The organism is Rhizobium sp. LjRoot254 (assembly GCF_964254105.1).
Taxonomy (GTDB): domain Bacteria; phylum Pseudomonadota; class Alphaproteobacteria; order Rhizobiales; family Rhizobiaceae; genus Rhizobium_E.
In genome coordinates, this window is record NZ_CAXUSM020000001.1 from 4,892,642 (window position 1) to 4,910,008 (window position 17,367).

At 61.7% G+C, this 17,367-nt stretch carries 13 protein-coding genes; 7 read left to right on the forward strand and 6 right to left on the reverse strand.

Annotation, left to right across the window (positions count from 1 at the left end; genetic code table 11):
* Positions 1-353 precede the first annotated feature (353 nt).
* The 5 genes from ACSQ26_RS24165 (at position 354) to ACSQ26_RS24185 (ending at position 6,813) form a co-directional block, all read left to right on the forward strand.
* A complete protein-coding gene (locus tag ACSQ26_RS24165; protein WP_436013444.1) occupies positions 354-1,238 on the forward strand; it encodes a sugar phosphate isomerase/epimerase family protein in 885 nt (294 codons plus the stop codon).
* Between the two features lie 108 nt (positions 1,239-1,346).
* Entirely contained in the window at positions 1,347-2,549 is a 1,203-nt protein-coding gene (locus ACSQ26_RS24170) for an ROK family transcriptional regulator (RefSeq protein WP_436013446.1), read from the forward strand.
* Between the two features lie 38 nt (positions 2,550-2,587).
* Positions 2,588-3,571, forward strand: a complete 984-nt coding sequence (locus tag ACSQ26_RS24175; RefSeq protein WP_436013448.1) for a tagatose kinase — start codon at positions 2,588-2,590, stop codon at positions 3,569-3,571.
* Entirely contained in the window at positions 3,568-4,839 is a 1,272-nt protein-coding gene (locus tag ACSQ26_RS24180) for a D-tagatose-bisphosphate aldolase, class II, non-catalytic subunit (protein WP_436013450.1), read from the forward strand. The genes ACSQ26_RS24175 and ACSQ26_RS24180 overlap by 4 nt, the downstream gene beginning before the upstream one ends.
* 126 nt (positions 4,840-4,965) lie before the next feature.
* Positions 4,966-6,813, forward strand: coding sequence for a putative bifunctional diguanylate cyclase/phosphodiesterase (locus tag ACSQ26_RS24185; RefSeq protein WP_436013452.1), 1,848 nt, complete (start codon positions 4,966-4,968; stop codon positions 6,811-6,813).
* Between the two features lie 7 nt (positions 6,814-6,820).
* Here the strand turns inward: ACSQ26_RS24185 and ACSQ26_RS24190 are convergent, their stop codons facing one another.
* Genes ACSQ26_RS24190 through ACSQ26_RS24205 form a run of 4 tightly spaced genes read right to left on the reverse strand, consistent with a single transcriptional unit; the run spans position 6,821 to position 11,857 of the window.
* On the reverse strand, positions 6,821-7,348 hold the full coding sequence (locus ACSQ26_RS24190) for a sarcosine oxidase subunit gamma (protein WP_436013454.1): 528 nt from the start codon (positions 7,346-7,348) through the stop codon (positions 6,821-6,823).
* Complete coding sequence (locus ACSQ26_RS24195) at positions 7,341-10,304, reverse strand: sarcosine oxidase subunit alpha (protein ID WP_436013456.1); 2,964 nt, start codon at positions 10,302-10,304, stop codon at positions 7,341-7,343. The genes ACSQ26_RS24190 and ACSQ26_RS24195 overlap by 8 nt, the downstream gene beginning before the upstream one ends.
* Positions 10,301-10,579 carry a sarcosine oxidase subunit delta gene (locus ACSQ26_RS24200; protein ID WP_436013458.1) on the reverse strand — a complete coding sequence of 93 codons (279 nt, stop codon included), beginning with the start codon at positions 10,577-10,579 and terminating at the stop codon, positions 10,301-10,303. The genes ACSQ26_RS24195 and ACSQ26_RS24200 overlap by 4 nt, the downstream gene beginning before the upstream one ends.
* A 27-nt stretch (positions 10,580-10,606) precedes the next feature.
* The gene (locus ACSQ26_RS24205; RefSeq protein WP_436013460.1) at positions 10,607-11,857 is read right to left on the reverse strand and encodes a sarcosine oxidase subunit beta family protein; all 1,251 of its coding nucleotides are present in this window, start codon (positions 11,855-11,857) and stop codon (positions 10,607-10,609) included.
* Positions 11,858-11,946: 89 nt separating this feature from the next.
* Here ACSQ26_RS24205 and ACSQ26_RS24210 point away from each other — a divergent pair, with 89 nt between their 5' ends.
* Positions 11,947-12,921 carry a GlxA family transcriptional regulator gene (locus tag ACSQ26_RS24210; RefSeq protein WP_436013462.1) on the forward strand — a complete coding sequence of 325 codons (975 nt, stop codon included), beginning with the start codon at positions 11,947-11,949 and terminating at the stop codon, positions 12,919-12,921.
* On the opposite strand, the gene ACSQ26_RS24215 is transcribed toward ACSQ26_RS24210, so the two are convergent.
* Both ACSQ26_RS24215 and ACSQ26_RS24220 read right to left on the reverse strand, forming a co-directional pair.
* Positions 12,904-14,031 (reverse strand): glycosyltransferase, encoded by a 1,128-nt coding sequence (locus tag ACSQ26_RS24215; RefSeq protein WP_436013464.1) that lies wholly within the window; start codon positions 14,029-14,031, stop codon positions 12,904-12,906. The genes ACSQ26_RS24210 and ACSQ26_RS24215 overlap by 18 nt on opposite strands.
* Before the next feature lie 4 nt (positions 14,032-14,035).
* Positions 14,036-15,562, reverse strand: a complete 1,527-nt coding sequence (locus ACSQ26_RS24220) for a GumC family protein (protein ID WP_436013466.1) — start codon at positions 15,560-15,562, stop codon at positions 14,036-14,038.
* 605 nt (positions 15,563-16,167) lie between these two features.
* Here ACSQ26_RS24220 and ACSQ26_RS24225 point away from each other — a divergent pair.
* On the forward strand, positions 16,168-17,364 hold the full coding sequence (locus tag ACSQ26_RS24225) for a VpsF family polysaccharide biosynthesis protein (RefSeq protein WP_436013468.1): 1,197 nt from the start codon (positions 16,168-16,170) through the stop codon (positions 17,362-17,364).
* Positions 17,365-17,367 lie beyond the last annotated feature (3 nt).

Genomic DNA, 17,367 nt, shown 5'->3' on the forward strand with positions numbered 1-17,367 from the left:
CCGGCCCTGAATCCACGCGATTTGGCGGACACGCACAGGCATGCGCTCGGCGATGATTCAATTCCTCCCGGCCTCGATGCATTTTCAGGCTTATATGTTGCTTGACAAGACAAATTAATATTCTTTACAAATAAGTCAATGACAAACTGCTTAAGTGCTTGGCGGCAATATGAGGAAGGCCACCAGGTGCGGAGATTTCGCTCATTTCGAGAAGAATGAAGCCGAGACCTGTCGACCGGTTCGCACGACTAAGATCAATTCAATGGCTACCGACATTTTAGTTTGCTGCAGTGCGGCAAATTTGTTGCGCATAACAACATAAATATTCCGCCAGTGCGGGAAGGAGGAAAAACATGGGCCGATTGGGAATACATTCATTCGTCTGGACGGGCGGCGCCACCCAGGCGATGCTCGAGGATGCCATGGAAAAATCGGCGGCCTGCGGATATCGGCTGATAGAGTTCGCCTATCTCCGGCCCGAGAAATTCAACCTCGACCAACTGGCGAAACGAGCGTCCGCGCTCGATCTCGAGATCGCCGTGACCATGGGATTGCCGCTCAACGCGGATGTCTCGAACGACGACGCCGAGGTGGTGAAGGCGGGCGAGAAGCTGTTATCCGATGCAGTGAAGGCCGTGCGCGACATCGGCGGCACCAAGCTGGGTGGCATCCTCTATTCCGCCCATACCAAATATTCCAGGATGCCGACGGATCGTGGCCGCAAGAACAGCATCGGGGCGATCGCGCGGACTGGGGACATCGCCAAGGCCGCCGGTGTCGACCTCGTCCTTGAGATCGTCAACCGGTTCGAGACCAACCTGCTCAACACGACTGCGCAGGGGATGGATTTCATCAAGGAGACAGGCTCCGACCATGTGACGCTGCATCTCGATACGTTCCACATGAATATCGAGGAGGCCAATCCCGCCGCGGCGATCCGGCTCGCTGCCGACAAGATCGGCTATTTCCACATCGGCGAAAGCAATCGCGGCTATCTCGGCGATGGCGTGATCGATTTCGACCGGATCTTCGATGCGCTCCTCGACATCGGCTATACCAGGGACATCACATTCGAATCCTTTTCGAGCGCCGTGGTGGATGAAGGCCTGTCGCTGGCCTGCGCGATCTGGCGCGATACCTGGACCGACAACATGCCGGTCGCCAGGCATGCCAAGGCGTTTATCGATCTCAAAATGGAAGAAGCTGTCCGCCGGCGCGCCACAAATGCCGGTCCTTGAGCGCGAACATGCGGGGAAAGTCGGTGTCGTGCGATATCAGCATTTTACCGGCTTTCCGTCTTGTGCCATCAGTTTTCCGTCCTGCCATGCATTTGGGGAGACTTTTATGTGAATGAGACGGTGTTGATCACCAGTTCGCCGCGCGGCATCAGGCAACGAAATGAAGTGGCTGCCCTCAAGGCGCTGCATCAGTTCGGCCGCCTCAGCCGCGCCGATCTGGCGCGCAAGCTGGGGCTCAACCGCTCGTCCTCGGGCCATATCATCGCCGGATTGACCGCCGATGGGCTGGTGCGCGAAGTCAGCGAAAACCACTATGTTCGCGCCAACCCGACCCATGCCGGCAGGCCGGGCATCATGCTCGAACTCGTGCCGGAGGCCGTGTTCTTCGTCGGCGTCGAAATCGGCGTCGAGCATATCAGCACGGTCGAGATCGACCTCGCGACCAATATCATCTCCACCAGCGTCGAGCCCTTCGACGGCGCCTCCGCCGGTGTCACGAAAGCCGTCGAGCGCGCGGTGCAGATGGCGTTCGAAGCGATCCCCGCCCATAGGCGCGATCGTTGCGAAGGTCTCGGTATCGCAACACCGGCGCAGATGGACAGGCACGGCTTTGTCCGGCTGGCGCCACTGCTCGGCTGGGAAAACGTGCCGCTCGTGGAGCGCGTTCGGGACGTCCTGCCCGTCTCCGTTCCTGTTGTGGCGGAGAACGACGCCAATGCCTTCGCCATCGGCGCCACATATGGCCGCAACGAACGGCATGCGGGCGTTACGCTGTTCCTCGTCATGGAAAGCGGCGTCGGTGGCGGCATCATCGTCAATGGCAGCCTGTTTCGCGGCGCGAATGGGTTGGCCGGAGAGGTCGGCCATCTCAGGATCGACGGCGTCTCGCAGCCGGACCGGAATCTGGAACAGGTGCTCGGCCTCGAAAACATCATGCATGGATATCGCAACGTGTCCGGCAAGGCCGAACCGACGTTCCAGACATTCCTGGCAGATGTGCATGATCGCGTGCCCGGCGCGGTGACGATCGCCGAGGAGTGGGCGAGAGCGCTGGCGATCGGCCTCATCCAGGCCTGTCGCGTCATCGATGCGGATCGGATCGTTCTGGGCGGATCGGTGGCGGCGCTCTATCCGCTGATGGCTGCCCGCGTCGCCCACCACATCCGGTCGACGCAGGAGGCGAGCTTTCCGATGCCCGATATTGTGATGAACGACAATGAAACGATCGGCCCGGCATTCGGCGCGGCCTGCATCCTCCACCAGCGGTATCTGTCGATGGAGAGCCAGCGCTTCGCCGAGGATGCGGGATAGGCCGGTCATAATTGAGATTAAATCAAGAGAATGCATCCATGACCCGTACATCCCTCGCCCCCGACGAGCTCGGCCCCACCATCACCATCGGAGAAATCCTGGTGGAGATCATGGCGGTCCATCGCGGCGACGGTTTCCTGGAGCCGATCGAGCTGACAGGGCCTTATCCCAGCGGCGCTCCGGCGATCTTCATCAACCAATGCGCCAAGATCGGCGGATCGGCAGGCATCATCGCCTCTGTCGGCAACGATGATTTCGGACGCATCAATGTCGAGCGGTTGCGCGCCGATGGCGCCGATGTCTCCGCCGTCTCGGTCAGCGCCGACTATCCCACCGGCAGCGCCTTCGTGCGTTATCGCGAGGATGGCTCGCGCGATTTCGTCTACAACATCGCCAAATCCGCCGCCGCTCAACTCAGCCTGACCTGCGAAGCAATGGCGCTGATCGCCCGTGCCGGACATTTGCATGTCATGGGAACCGCATTTTCGATTCCCGGCGCCTGGGACATCATGGATCACGCCATCGGCGTCATCAAGAACCGGGGCGGCAGCATCTCCTTCGATCCCAACCTGCGCAAGGAACTGCTCGGTCAGGGCGATATGCTGGCGCGTTTCGCGAGGCTGGTGGAGATCGCCGACCTCATCCTCCCCTCGGGCGACGAATTGTTCGCGGCATCAGGTGTGGATGGAGAGACGGCGTCGATCCAAGCGCTATTCTCCCACAGTGCGAGCGAGATCGCACTGAAGCGCGGCGAGCGGGGCTCGACGTTCTACGGCTCCGATGGCACGCGCCTGGATTGCCCGGCCTTCAAGGTGGAAGAAGTCGACCCGACCGGGGCGGGCGATTGTTTCGGTGGCGCCTATGTCGCGTGTCGCCGGCTTGGCATGCCGGCCGACAAGGCGCTGGAATATGCCAATGCGGCGGGCGCCCGGAATGTCACCGCCAAGGGCCCGATGGAGGGCACCGGAAGCCGCCAGCAACTCGACGAGTTCATTGCAAATACGCCGAGGGCAGCGCTGTGACCGCATTCCTAAGACAACTGGCGCAATCGCGCCGCGACGGCAAGCCGCTCGGCATCACCTCAGTCTGTTCAGCGCATCCGCTGGTGATACGCGCCGCGGCCCGAAATGCCGCGCATTACTCGGATATCCTGCTGATCGAGGCGACCTGCAATCAGGTCAATCAGTTCGGCGGCTATACCGGCATGCTGCCAGCCGATTTCGTGCAGCTTGTTCGGCGCATTGCAGCGGAGGAAAATCTGCCAACTGACAAGATCATCCTCGGCGGCGACCATCTTGGTCCCAACCCATGGAGATCGGAGCCTGCCGCCTCGGCCATGGCGAAAGCCGAGGACATGGTGATGGCTTATGTCGATGCCGGTTTCCGCAAAATCCATCTAGACGCATCGATGGGATGCGCCGGCGAGCCTGCCGCGCTCGATGATGCAACAACGGCCGAGCGGGCGCTGCGGCTGGCCCAGGCGGCGGAACATGCTGCGCGGAAGGCTGGCGGCGAGATGCCGGTCTATATCATCGGCACCGAAGTGCCGCCGCCCGGCGGTGCGCATCATGTGATCACCGAGCTCGAACCGACCAACGTTGCGGCCGCGCAGCAGACCATCGACATTCACCGCGATATGTTCCGGCGGGCGGGCATGGAGGATACCTTCTCGCGCGTGATCGGCCTCGTCGTTCAGCCGGGTGTCGAATTCGGCAATGAAAACGTGGTCATCTATGATCCCTCGAAGGCACGCGGGCTGACGCAATTGCTCGATCGGGAACAGAGCCTCATCTACGAGGCCCATTCGACCGATTACCAGGGACGGGCGGCGCTCAGGCATCTTGTGGAGGATGGTTTTCCCATTCTCAAGGTCGGGCCAGAGCTGACCTTCGTATTGCGGGAAGCACTCTATGGCCTGGATCTCATCGCCAGCGATCTCATCGAAGGCTATCCGCCCCGCGCATTGTTCAAAACCATGGAAAAGCTGATGCTGGACAATCCTGTCTTCTGGCAGGGCCACTATCACGGCTGGCCGCAGGAACAGCACGTGCAGCGGCATTACTCCTATTCCGACCGCATCCGCTACTATTGGAATCAGCCAGAGGCGGCAGCTGCGGTGCAGACGTTGATCAATGTGCTACAAGGCAGAACCGCCCCGCCGACGGTTTTCCGCCAGCACCTCCCTGGCTTCGAAGGCTGGTTCGGCAAGCCGCTCGATCCAACCGCGCTTGTCGTTGCCGCGGTTCAGCGCAGCCTCGACAACTACCGCGCTGCCTGCACGGGCGGCTAACACGAGCGTTAGCGCGCGAACGAGAGGAATTTCGCGTCGAGGATCAAATCGCTCAAGTTGTATCTATCGACCTAACGCTTCCGAAAACGTCAGTCTGTATTTTAGGCATGTCGTATGGAGTCGGGCATGCTTCTGGAACTGCAAAACGTCATCTTGAGGATGGTCGCCCGAGGCGATGCGCTGGAAACGACGCTGAACAGATTGTGCGAGCAAGCCGAAACCCTGGTGCCCGGGATCATTTGTTCGATCCTGACACTGGATGCTGAGGGCCGCCTGCACCCGGCAGCCGGACCCAGCCTGCCGGACCATTATTCCGATGCACTCGACAATCTACCCATCGGCCCGGACGTCGGCTCCTGCGGCACAGCCGCCTTTCTCGGACGGCCGGTAAGCGTCACGGATATAGACCGCGATCCGCTATGGACGAATTTCAAGGCACTGGCTCTGCCGCTGGGACTGCGGGCCTGCTGGTCGAGTCCCATCTTCAGCAACGACGGCAGGGTCATTGGCACATTCGCCTTCTACTTCCGGGAGACGCGCGGTCCTACATCGCTCGAAGAGAATATCGTCGAGACCTGCCTACCGCTTTGCATGATCGCGCTCGAACGCCAGGAGCGATTGCAGGCACATAGCAGGCTGGCTTTCACCGATGTCCTGACCGGACTTCCCAACCGCGCCAGGTTCGAAAACGATCTCAGTGCCTGCCAGGACGACGACTGGGGCCTGCTGCTGGTCGACATCGACAATCTCAAGACCGTCAACGATACGTTCGGGCACAATGTAGGGGATGCGCTAATCGCCACAGTGGGAGCGAGGCTGTCCACCGCGGTCAAACCCTTCGAGGCCTACCGGCTCGGCGGCGACGAATTCGCGGTGATCGTCAATTCCGCTTCGGCCGAGAAAGCCGCTGCGCTTGCCGAAAGCATCCTTGCTTCCGCCAGCAAGCCCTTCATTTGCAACGGCCATACCGTTTTCTCATCGGTGACGATCGGCGCGGCCGAACGAAACCATCCCGGCCAGACGCCGGAGACCGTACGCCAGAATGCCGACCTTGCACTCTACCACGCCAAGGAGACACAGCGGGGCGGCTTCATTCATCACGAGGAGACCCTCGGCACCGCGATCTCAGCGCGATTCGACGCGATCCGCAGTGTGGCACTTGCCTTGGACGAGGATCGCATACGAGCCTATTATCAGCCCGTCGTGCGCCTCGACAGCGCCGAGATCATCGGCGTCGAAGCGCTCTGCCGGATGATCGGCAGGGATGGCTCCATCATCTCGGCCTCGCAATTCCATGAAGCCACGAAGGATGCGCGCGTCGCCGCCGCGCTGACGCGCTCGATGCTCAAGCAGGTTGCGAGAGATGTCGGCGCATGGCTCGGCCGCGGGATCGCCTTCCAGCATGTCGGGATCAATATTTCGGCGGCCGATTTCCAGGCCGGCGGATTGTCCGATCTTCTTTCCGAAACGTTCGGGGCGGAGGGTGTGCCGCTCAGCCACGCTATCCTCGAAGTCACGGAATCCGTCTATATCAGCCAGCGCGACAAGACGGTCGCAAACGAGATCAAGGCGCTCCGCGCGCGAGGCCTCAAGGTCGCTCTGGATGATTTCGGGACGGGATTTGCCTCCCTGACCCACCTGCTTGCCGTGCCGGTGGATATCATCAAGATCGACAAATCCTTCGTCGATCGCCTCGGTCCCGGTGACGCCGGCGGATGTATTATCGAGGGAATCCTGCACATCGCCAAGGGTCTCGGCATCCGGGTCGTCGCCGAGGGCATCGAGACAGCGGACCAGGCCGAACGCCTGAAGACGATGGGATGCGTGCTGGGCCAGGGCTATCTGTATTCGAGGGCGGTGTCGGCGGAAGAGATGACCGGTCTGCTCCTCGAAGGCAGTCAGGAAAAGGGCACGGCGGAGATGAACGAAGCGCTGTTCCAACTGAAACGGGTCTCGACCGCGCGCGGTGCGTGAGCCCCGATCAGGCGAATTCCCGGCTCATCCGGACCAGATCGTCCCACAGGCTTTCAGCAAAACCACGCAGCACCATGAGTTCGATCGCATCCGGCGCGAGGCGGGTAAGGTGCACCGATATGTGGCCCACCAAGGTCATGGCCGATTCCCCAACGGCGACCCGGTCGAGATCGACGCCCGTGCCCTTCGCCAGCACATCGACTATCCGGGTTCCCTTGAGGCCGACACGCACCCGGCCGTGACTCTGGTCGACGAGGAATGCATGCTGGGCAAGCTTCGCGGCCATTGCCTGAAACTCGTCGTGGGTCATCGGGGAGTCGCCGACGATGAACCATTGGCCGGGGCCCGCCGAGCGCAGGCCATGTGGCTCCACGCCGGCAAACTCGCCAAGGATCTGGCGCGGGTCGTCGCCATCGGGCTTACCGAGCACCTGGATCACCCGGCCTTCCGGCAATGGCTGAAGCGTGACGGCGCCCGCGCTCGAAGCGAAGGCCTCGTGGACTGCGGGGCGGTGGATGAGTTGGAAATCAGCCATGCAGCTTCTCATTCGCTGGATCGACAAAGACCGGATCGCACAGGCGCGCCGGCGTGAATTCATTCAGCAGCCCGTTCCACACAACCACTTCCTCGCCGTGGCGCGCGGGGCCGCGTGTGACGAGAGCCAGACCGATGGTGGAGCCAACATGCGGGGAATAGGCGCTGGAGGAGACGTAGCCCTGGTCGTTCTCGAGCGTCGCATCCGCGCCCTTTGCAAGAATATGCGAGCCGGTGCGGAACGATGTCTTGGGGTCGAGCGGCACGACGCCGACAAGACTCGGCCGATCGTCCGCCAGCAGACCTTCACGGTTCAACATGGCCTTGCCGATGAAGTCCGGTTTCACCGCCGAGACCATTTTGGCAAAGCCGAGATCAGCTGGGATGACGGTGCCGTTGATCTCGTTGTGGGTCACGTGGCCCTTCTCGATGCGCATGACGCCGAGTGCTTCGACGCCATAGGGTTGGATGCCGTGGAGCTCGCCAGCCTCCATCAGCGCATCGGCGACGCTCTCGCCGTAACCGGCGGGCACGGCAAGCTCGAAAGCCAGTTCGCCGGAGAAGGAGATACGGAACAGCCGCCCGTGCAGCCGGCCACTGAGGAGCGACACTTCGCGCGCGCCGAGGAAGGGGAAGGCCGAATCGGATATGTCGTCATCGACGATCGCCTGCAGGATCAGCCGCGATTTCGGGCCGACGATCGACATCTGCGCCCATTGGTCGGTGACCGAGGCGAGGCGGACATCAAGATCGGGCCACAGGGCCTGCGCGCAGAATTCCAGATGGGTCATCACACCGGCCGCATAGGCGGTTGTGGTGGTCATGAAGAACCTGTTTTCCTCCAGCCGGCTTGTCGTGCCGTCATCATAGATGAAGCCGTCCTCGCGCAGCATCAGCCCGTAGCGCGCCTTGCCGACGGGGAGTTTCAGGAAGGCGTTGGAATAGACGCGGTTGAGGAATTCCGCCGCATCCTTGCCGCAGACTTCGATCTTGCCGAGCATCGAGACATCGCAGAGACCGGCATTCCTACGGACGTTCAGCACTTCGCGGTCAACACTTTCGCGCCAGTGCGTCTCGCCGTCGCGCGGGAACCAGGAGGAACGATACCAGAGGCCGGTCTCGACGAAGATCGCGCACCGCTTTGCGGCCCAATCATGCAGCGGCGATTTGCGCACCGGTTGGAAATGCGGGCCGGCATGGGCGCCGGTCAGAGCGCCGAACGAGATCGGCGTATAGAATGGCCGGAACGTTGTGGTGCCGATCTCGGCGGGCGAAACGCCGCGCGCCTCGGCGAGCAGGCCGATGGCGTTGACATTGCCGAGCTTGCCCTGGTCGGTCGCCATGCCTGATGTCGTGTAGCGCTTGGCGAGTTCGACATGGCCGTAGCCTTCCTGCACCGCCAGATCGAGATCCTTGCGGTGGACATCGTTCTGGTAATCGACGAAGGCCTTGCCCTTGATGCCTGGAATGGACCAGAGCGGCTTGCCAGCGGAGGTCGCGATATCGCCCTCGACTGCGCCGATGGCGAGTGGTTCCGCCTTGAAGCCGAAAGCATTGGCGAGTGCCGCGCCACGTTCGGCACCGCCTGCGAGGCAATCGGAGAGGCTTGCCGTTCCCGCCGCGGCACCTGCGATCTCGATTCCCTTCAGGCCGGAGGGAGCCAAAAAGGCGGCGTGCGTATCGGACCATTGCGGCTTGCCGCCGCGATGGCAGGCAAGGTTGATGATCGGGCTGAAGCCGCCCGACATGGCGAGCGCATCAACGGTGAGGGTTTCAGTCTTGCCGCCTGCCGAGATGGCGATCGACTTGAGGGATTTGCCGCCGCTGGCATCGGTGACGACACCACCCCGGATCAATCGCGCCTTGCCTTGATACGCGAATGAAGCATCCGCTCGGCTGTCGATGATCGCCGCGACAGTCAGGCCGACATTCTCCATGTCGCGGGCGAGCGCATAGCCGGCATCATTGGTGGTGAAGATCGCCGTGCTTTTGCCCGGCGCCACGCCGTAGCGGTTGAGATAGCTGCGCATGGCGCCCGCCATCATCACGCCTGGAATGTCGTTGCCGCCGAACACCAGCGGGCGTTCCTCGGCACCTGTGGCCAGCAGCGCCTGTTTTGCGGCGATGCGCCAGAGGCGCTCGACGGGACGATTGGGGTCGGGATCGCGGACATGTTTCTGCACCCGTTCGATGGCGCCGAAGACATTGCCGTCATACCAGCCGAAGGCGGTGGTGCGGGTCATGACACGGACATTCGGCAGCGATTGCAGTTCCGCCACGATGCGGGCCGCGAATGCCGGTGCATCCTCGCCACCGATCGTCGCGGTCTCATGTAGCAGCGAGCCACCGGCAATCGTGTGTTCATCAACGATGATGACGCGCGCGCCAGCACGCCCAGCCGTTAGCGCCGCTGCCAAGCCGGTTGGGCCGGCGCCAATCACCAGCAGGTCACAATGCGCCCAGCACTTTTCGTAATGGTCCGGATCTGCTTCGTACGTCGCCTTGCCAAGGCCGGCAGCCTTGCGGATGAAGGGTTCGTAGAGCTTTTCCCACAGACCAGCCGGCCACATGAAGGTCTTGTAGTAGAAGCCGGCGCTGAGAAACGGCGACAGCAGGCTGTTGACCGCGCCGATGTCGAAATCGAGCGACGGCCAGCGGTTCTGGCTCCGCGCTTCGAGCCCAGCATAAAGTTCCTGCATCGTGGCGCGGGTATTGGCTTCGGTCCGGCCGCCCGAGCCGATGGTCATCAGTGCGTTGGGCTCGGCCGCGCCTGCGGTGAGGATGCCGCGCGGGCGATGGTACTTGAAGCTGCGACCGACCAGCTGGCGGCCATTGGCGAGCAGCGCCGACGCGAGGCTGTCTCCCGCAAGGCCTTGCAATGGCGCGCCGTCGAAGGTGAAGGAAAGCGGTGCCCGGCGGTCGATCAAGCCGCCATTCGGCAGACGATAGGAGGTCATGCGCGCGCCTCCGGGCTTGCTGCAAGCGCGACATCGCGGCTGGCTTCGATCTCGTGGGTTGCGGTATCGCGCGTCACGACCAGCCACCGCCGGCAACCGGATGTGTGGTGCCAGAATTCCTCATACCTGCCGCGCGGATTGTCGCGCAGATAGACGTAGTCCATCCATGCCTGCTCGCCCGCGTCGGGCGCCGGACGCGGGAGTGCCGCACCCTTGATGGTGAATTCTTCTTTCGGGCGAGACCCGCAATGCGGGCAGGGAACCAGACTTGCCATATCTCAAAATGTCCTTGGCGAGCGATATCAGTGAAGGTTGGGCTGGGCGCCTTGGCCCTTTTCGTCGATCGGGTAGCCGCGCGCGAAGCGATCGAGCCGGAAAGCCCTGGCCGTCTCATGCGGCGTGCCGTTCGCCAGAAGATGGGCGAAGCAGAAGCCGGAGGCGGGCGTCGCCTTGAAGCCGCCATAGCACCAGCCGGCATTGAGGTAGAGATTATCGATATGGGTGCGATCGATGATCGGCGTGCCATCCATGCTCATATCCATGATGCCTCCCCAGGAGCGCAGCACGCGGATGCGCGAGATCGACGGGATCATTGCCTTGCCGGCCTCGGCGACATGTTCGACTGTCGCCAGATTGCCGCGCTGGGCATAGGAATTGTAACCATCGATATCGCCGCCGAACACGAGGCCGCCCTTGTCGGACTGGGAAACGTAGAAGTGCCCAGCACCGAACGTCACAACGCCATCGATGAAGGGCTTCAATCCCTCCGAGACGAAAGCCTGCAGGACATGGCTTTCGAGCGGCAATTTCAGGTCGGCCATTTCGGCGACGCGCGACGAATTGCCGGCGGCGGCGAGGGCCAGCTTGCCGCAGCCTATAAAGCCTCGCGACGTCTCGACGGCGGTGACCTTGCCGTTTTCGCGGCGGATGCCGGTCACTTCGCAGTTCTGGATGATATCGACACCACGGCTATCGGCGCCGCGCGCATAGCCCCAGGCAACGGCATCGTGGCGGACCGTGCCGCCGCGCCGTTGCAGCAGGCCGCCCTTGATCGGGAAGCGGGCATTGTCGTAATCGAAGAAGGGCAGCATCGACTGTACTGCGGCGCGATCCAGCAGTTCGGCATCCACTCCATGCAGCCGCATGGCGTTGCCACGCCTGACATAGGCATCGCGCTGGGCATCGGAATGGAAGAGATTGAGCACGCCGCGCTGGGAAACCATGGCGTTGAAATTGAAATCCTGCTCCAGCCCTTCCCACAGCTTCATCGAGAGTTCGTAGAAGGGATTGTTGCCCGGCAGCAGGTAGTTCGACCGGATGATCGTCGTGTTGCGGCCGACATTGCCGGAGCCGATATAGCCCTTTTCGAGCACCGCGACATTGGTGATGCCGAAGCGGCTGGCGAGATAGTATGCCGTCGCAAGACCGTGACCGCCACCGCCGACTATGATCACATCATAATGCGGCTTGGGCTGGGGATCGCGCCATGCCGGCGCCCAATGCTTGTTGCCCCTGAGGCCGTTGAGCAGGATGGAGAGTGCCGAATAGCGCATGGAAACCCCTTACGTCGATCGACCTAGACATAGCGCGCATCGGTCTCCTCTTATTGCAGAAAAGAGCCGTAATGATATAGAAACGGGCCATGATCGCCACCAACAACAGAAATGCCCAGATTTTCGGATTCGTGCTGCTGCCGAACTTCGCACTGATGTCCTATGCGTCGGCATCAGAACCGCTGCGCGCGGCCAATCTGCTGGCCGGCCGCGATCTTTATCATATCGTGCCGCTTTCACTCGGCGGGCTTCCGGTCAGGAGTTCCGGTGGCGTGACGATCCAGTGCGAGGACATCACCGCATGCGGCAGTGATATGCACACGATATTCGTCTGCGCCGGTGGAGGCCCGGCGGACTGGGCAACCGGAGAAAACCTCTATGCCCCGCTGCGGCGGCTGTCGCGCCTCGGCGTGAGGATCGGTGGCATCTCAAGCGGTGCCTTCGTGCTGGCCGCCGCTGGCTTGCTCGAGAATCGGGATTTTACCATTCATTGGGAGCATGCGCCGGCCTTCAGGGAAGCCTTCCCGCGACTGAGATTGCGACAGGCGCGCTATGTGCTCGATGGCGACCGCGTGACCTGTGGCGGTGGCGTTGCGCCGCTCGATATGATGCATGCCTTGATTTCCGAGCGGATGGGCTCGCATTTCGCCCGCCGGGTCAGCGACTGGTATCTGCACACGGCGATCGCCGAGCCAACCGCCCCGCAGCGCGGCTCCGCCGCGGAGCGCTTCGGCACGCATCATCCGGCGCTGGTGGCCGCGCTGGAAAAGATGGAAGCAACTGTCGAGCAGCCGCTCGATCGGTCAGCCATGGCGCGATTCGTGGGTGTCAGCCCGCGCCATCTTGACCGGCTTTTCAGCGAGCAGCTGGGACGTGGCTTTCTCGACAAATATCGCGAGATACGGCTTATGCACGGTCGGCGGCTGGTGGAGCAAAGTCCGCTGTCGATTTCGGAGATCGCCATGGCGACGGGCTTTTCAAGCCCGGGCCATTTTTCGACGGCATACAAGGCGATGTTTGCAAAGACGCCGAGCCAGGAGCGAGCGTCACGCATCCCCCAGTGAACTTCGGAGCAGTTGCTCGTATCGATCCCCGATCCGGACCACGTTAAAATCCGCAGCCCTCTCCTTGAGAAAGTTAGCCGGAGTCGGGTGCTCCAGTGTGCGGATGATCGCCGCCGCGAGTGCCTTGGCATCGCCGACCGGAACAAGCGGTCCGAAACGACCGTCGGCTAGAATTTCGCGCGGACCATGGGGCGCATCGGTCGATACGACTGGCACACCGGATGCCATGGCTTCGATGAGGACATTGCCGAAGCCCTCACTCAGCGAGGACAAGACCACAAGATCGGCTGCGGCATAGCAGGCCATGGGATCATCGACATAGCCGGCAAAGAGCACGCGGTCGGCGATGCCGAGTTTCAACGCGTAGGTTTTCAATTCCGCATCCAGCGGGCCTTCGCCGAAGATTGCCAGCCGCCAGGGCCGGTCGGCGCCCAGCAAGGCGCAAGCGTCGAACAGGGTCTTGTGATCCTTGACCGGAACCAACCGGCCGACCGACGCCAGGACCAGACCATCCCCCATGGCGGCAAGTTGCTCATGCCATGGATAGGAGACCGTTGTTTTGGCACGAGGCGGAAGCGGGTTGTTGATGACCGCAATCCGGGATGCCGGAAACCCGCGCTCGGCAAGATCCCGACCGATGCCCTGCGACACGGCAATCGCTTGCGTCGCACGCCAAGCCACCAATTTCGAAAGCCAGATTGCCAGACGTGCGCCGATACCACTAGATGGCAGCGACTTTGCGGCGTGAAAACTCGGGAAGAACTTTGCGCGGCTGCGGGAAAATATGAGCGCGAGCGCGATGATCAGGTTGGCGAATTCGGGAGCGCTGAATACCGCATCCGGATCGAGGCGACGCAAGACCTGTACGCTCCGCCAGAGCCCACGCAACGTTGCCGGCTTGCCATAACTTTCGCCATGGATGGTCAGGCCGAGATCGAGGAGCTTCACGCGCGGCGAGAGAAGCGCTGCGTTCGGACCTTCCCCATTCCAGGTGAACAGCGTCACATCATGACCGCGCGCGGCAAGCTCGTTGGCCATCAGGACGAAGACGCGCTCGGCGCCGCCGCCCCGGAGGCTCGCGCTATGGAAGACGATACGCTTGGCGCTCACGTCATCATCTGTATGCGGCACTGCTCATCTGGCCCGGTTGCCTCAGATCGCGCGACATTCCGCGCATCACGGCGAGCATCATGCCCAGCATGAAGCCGGCAAACAAGCCGAGAGCGATCATCAATGTGGCCGGCGGGGGCCATGAGCGCGAGGATGGCGGCACCGCCGTCGAGATCACACGCACGTCGGTCGTGTTGATCTGTTCGCGTTCGGTGATCTGGCGCGCGCGGGACATGAAGCTCTCGTAGATCGTCGATTTCGCGGATGCATCGCGCTCCAGTTCGCGCAGCGCCACCTGCGATTCGTTGTCGCTGAAGACGTTGCCCTTGAGCGAATCCATCTGGGTTGTCAGGGCGGCGAGCGACGCCTGGCTCTTGTCCAGCGTCGTCTTGGCGTTCTCGATCGTGCGGGTGAGCTCCACCTTGAGCTGGGAATTGGCGCCATCCAGTTCGGCCTGCAGCCGCATGATCGCCGGATAGCGCGGGCCGAAGGTCATGGATTGGGCGTCGATCTGGCGCTGCAGATTGTTTGCCTTTTCGCGAAGCGCGACGATCGTCGCCGATGCGACCGAATCCGACAGATCGGCATTGCTGCTCGCGGCCAGCAACGAGTCATAGGTGGATTGGGCGGCGATCACACGCGACTGCGCCGCGATGATCTGGGTATTGAGCTGGGTCATGGTCTGCGAGCTCACGAGTTGGCCATCGCTGGCCGAGAGCTTATGCGCGCGCTTGTAGGCCTCGACCTTTTCCTCGGCCGCCGTAGCATCCGATTTCAACTGGCCCAGCCGCTCGTCAAGCGATTTGGCGGCGCGATTAGCACCCTCGGCATCGGCCTTGGCGAGCTCGTTCTGAAAGGCATTGACCATGGATTGCGAGATTTCGATCGCCTTGCCGGCCGATTCCGCAGAGACCAGAAGAGTCGAAACGAAAGATGTTTCGTCGGCTTTCGAATCGACCCGCTTCTGAAGGCTTTCCAGCGCCGCCAGTTTTGGATCCGGCTTGGAGACTTCCTTCTTCAGGCCGAGCAGCGCGGATACGCTGAAGCGCGGCGTCGGATCGTAGAATTCCGGGTCGCTCGCGAGGTCGAGTTCATCCACGACCTGCGCCAGCACATTGCGCGATGTCAGCACGCGCAGCTTGCTGCGGGTGTTGAGGACCTGACCATCGACCTGACCCGGCTGCGAATAGAGATCGTTGGAGACGACCTGAAGGTTGGCGGGATTGATCAGGATATCCGTGCCGACCGTGTAGCGCGGGGTTGCCATCATGGCATAGACCACGCCGCCGATCGCGCCGACGACCGCCAGGACCACGGCCAGCATCAGTCCCGAACGCAGCCAGGCGAAGAGGCGGCGGAAATCCAGTTCGAGGAAATCGCCGATCTTCTCGATCGTCACGGCCTCCTCCACTTCGCGCACGGCTCTGACCTGACCGCCGATGCGTGGGCTCGTCTCATAGTCGCTCCGGCTGAACGGACGGGCCGCCGGGTTCGCGCCAGATGATTTTGAGGTATCGGAAAACAGGGACATTATGGTTAAGGCCTCGTAAACCCCATGGGAGTGTTAACGTTTCATACACCAAGCCTCGGCGCCTGCCCGCAAAACCGATGTTCTTGGTTAATCTTGCTCCGCAATGAAATTGTCGCTGCAATGCTTTTCACTTCGATGATTCTCGATTAATTTCTGGTGAAAACCTAATACATTCAAAGCCATTGCACGCGTCGTACTATGCGCTCGAACCGGTTACTTTTGATGAGTGACTTTCACGAGATTCGCATCTCATTAGAGTTCTTCTATGAAAACATTACGAAATTATGGTTGCTTGTTTGCATTTGAGAGGCATAGCCAGAACAAGCGACGGCGCTTGCCTCGATTTGGCACAAAGTGTTTCTCTAGAGTGTCTCAATATAAGGCACGCATCCTTACAATCTAGCTGAGCATTGAGCGAGTTCAGTTAAATTAACCCGATTTTCCGACATTCCTTGTCCACCCGGCGTCAGGCGCTCTATCTGGTGCATTCAGCCCATGGTTCCGGCCAGGGTTTCCGAGACACGCATCGGTGAGAGATGAGCTATTCGGCTGCCAGCCCTGGACGATCGGCGCCAGCGAACCGTGAGGGTTTGCAGGTCGTCTCGATGCTGCTTTTCCTCGCGGTGGCCTTCACCTTCCTCATCCGCTTCAACATCTCGCCGCAGATCATGAACCGGGTCGTCAATTATACCGATGACGGCGGATCGTTCATCGAGAAGCTGCATGTCGGCACCTATGCGATGTTCCTGCTGCTGCCGGTGGCGTTTTTCGCCCGGCCATTCACCTTGCGTGGCGAAGAGATCGGCAAGTTCAGGGTGCTTCTTCGCTTCTCGATCCTGATGGCGGCGCTGGTGCCCTATCTGTTCCTCACGGGACGCGCCGGCTCCTCGGGCTTCATCATCGATACCTATCTAGTCGCGAGTGCCGCCGGCCTGATCATGCTGACCTTCGACGATCGCGCTCGCCACGCGCTCGGCGACATCGTGCTCGGGATGCTGATCCTGAGCGCCGTGATCGGCATCATGGAAGCCGTCACCCACATTCGCGTCCTGCCCTATGACCTGAACGAGTTGCAGTTCCGGCCGATCGGGCTTGCCAACCATCCGCTGGCGCTCGGTTCGCTTTGCGCCACGGCCATCGGCTTCGTGGTGCTGGCGCGCTGGCCGGTCTGGATGCGGCTTCTCGCGGTGTTCATCCTGTTCGTCGGCTGCGCCGCGTCGGGCGCGCGGTTCGCGCTTCTGCTCGGCGGTGTCGAGGTCATGGCGCTGGTGCTGTTCACACGCTGGCAGGGGCTGACGCCACGGCGTGCGTTCAAGGCCAAGCTCGTGGTGTTCATCATAACCGTGGTGCTCGCCGCGGCCCTGATCACCGCCATGTATGCCGGTGGCCTGCTGAACCGTTTCGGCGGGTCGCTGTTCGATGAGAACTTCATGGCCCGCGTGACGATCTACAGGGTGTTCGACTATGTCAGCTGGGGCGACATCATGTTCGGCATCAACGTCAAGGAGTTGCTCGAGATCGTCAACCAGAAGCTCCACCTGCCCTATATCGAAAGCGCGCCGGTGGTCATCACGCTGCTGTTCGGCCTGCCGATCGCGCTGTTCTTCGCATGGCTGCTCGTATGGATGTGGTTCAGGATGTTGCGCGGCGCGGCGGGTGCCGTCTGGATCGGCGCCCTTACCTATGTGCTGACGGCGCTGTCGAACAATGCCTTGTCCTCGAAGAACCCGGAGATCGCGATTCTCCTGGTCCTGCTGGCGGCCTATGGCGGGCGCGCGAGGCTCCGGCCCGATGCGGCGTGATCG

Excerpts from the sequence above, each read along its gene's own strand:
- ACSQ26_RS24165 (WP_436013444.1), top strand. The coding sequence starts at position 354 with ATGGGCCGATTGGGAATACATTCATTCGTCTGGACGGGCGGCGCCACC.
- ACSQ26_RS24175 (WP_436013448.1), top strand. The coding sequence starts at position 2,588 with ATGACCCGTACATCCCTCGCCCCCGACGAGCTCGGCCCCACCATCACC.
- ACSQ26_RS24185 (WP_436013452.1), top strand. The coding sequence starts at position 4,966 with ATGCTTCTGGAACTGCAAAACGTCATCTTGAGGATGGTCGCCCGAGGC.
- ACSQ26_RS24190 (WP_436013454.1), bottom strand. The coding sequence starts at position 7,348 with ATGGCTGATTTCCAACTCATCCACCGCCCCGCAGTCCACGAGGCCTTC.
- ACSQ26_RS24195 (WP_436013456.1), bottom strand. The coding sequence starts at position 10,304 with ATGACCTCCTATCGTCTGCCGAATGGCGGCTTGATCGACCGCCGGGCA.
- ACSQ26_RS24200 (WP_436013458.1), bottom strand. The coding sequence starts at position 10,579 with ATGGCAAGTCTGGTTCCCTGCCCGCATTGCGGGTCTCGCCCGAAAGAA.
- ACSQ26_RS24205 (WP_436013460.1), bottom strand. The coding sequence starts at position 11,857 with ATGCGCTATTCGGCACTCTCCATCCTGCTCAACGGCCTCAGGGGCAAC.
- ACSQ26_RS24210 (WP_436013462.1), top strand. The coding sequence starts at position 11,947 with ATGATCGCCACCAACAACAGAAATGCCCAGATTTTCGGATTCGTGCTG.
- ACSQ26_RS24220 (WP_436013466.1), bottom strand. The coding sequence starts at position 15,562 with ATGTCCCTGTTTTCCGATACCTCAAAATCATCTGGCGCGAACCCGGCG.
- ACSQ26_RS24225 (WP_436013468.1), top strand. The coding sequence starts at position 16,168 with ATGCTGCTTTTCCTCGCGGTGGCCTTCACCTTCCTCATCCGCTTCAAC.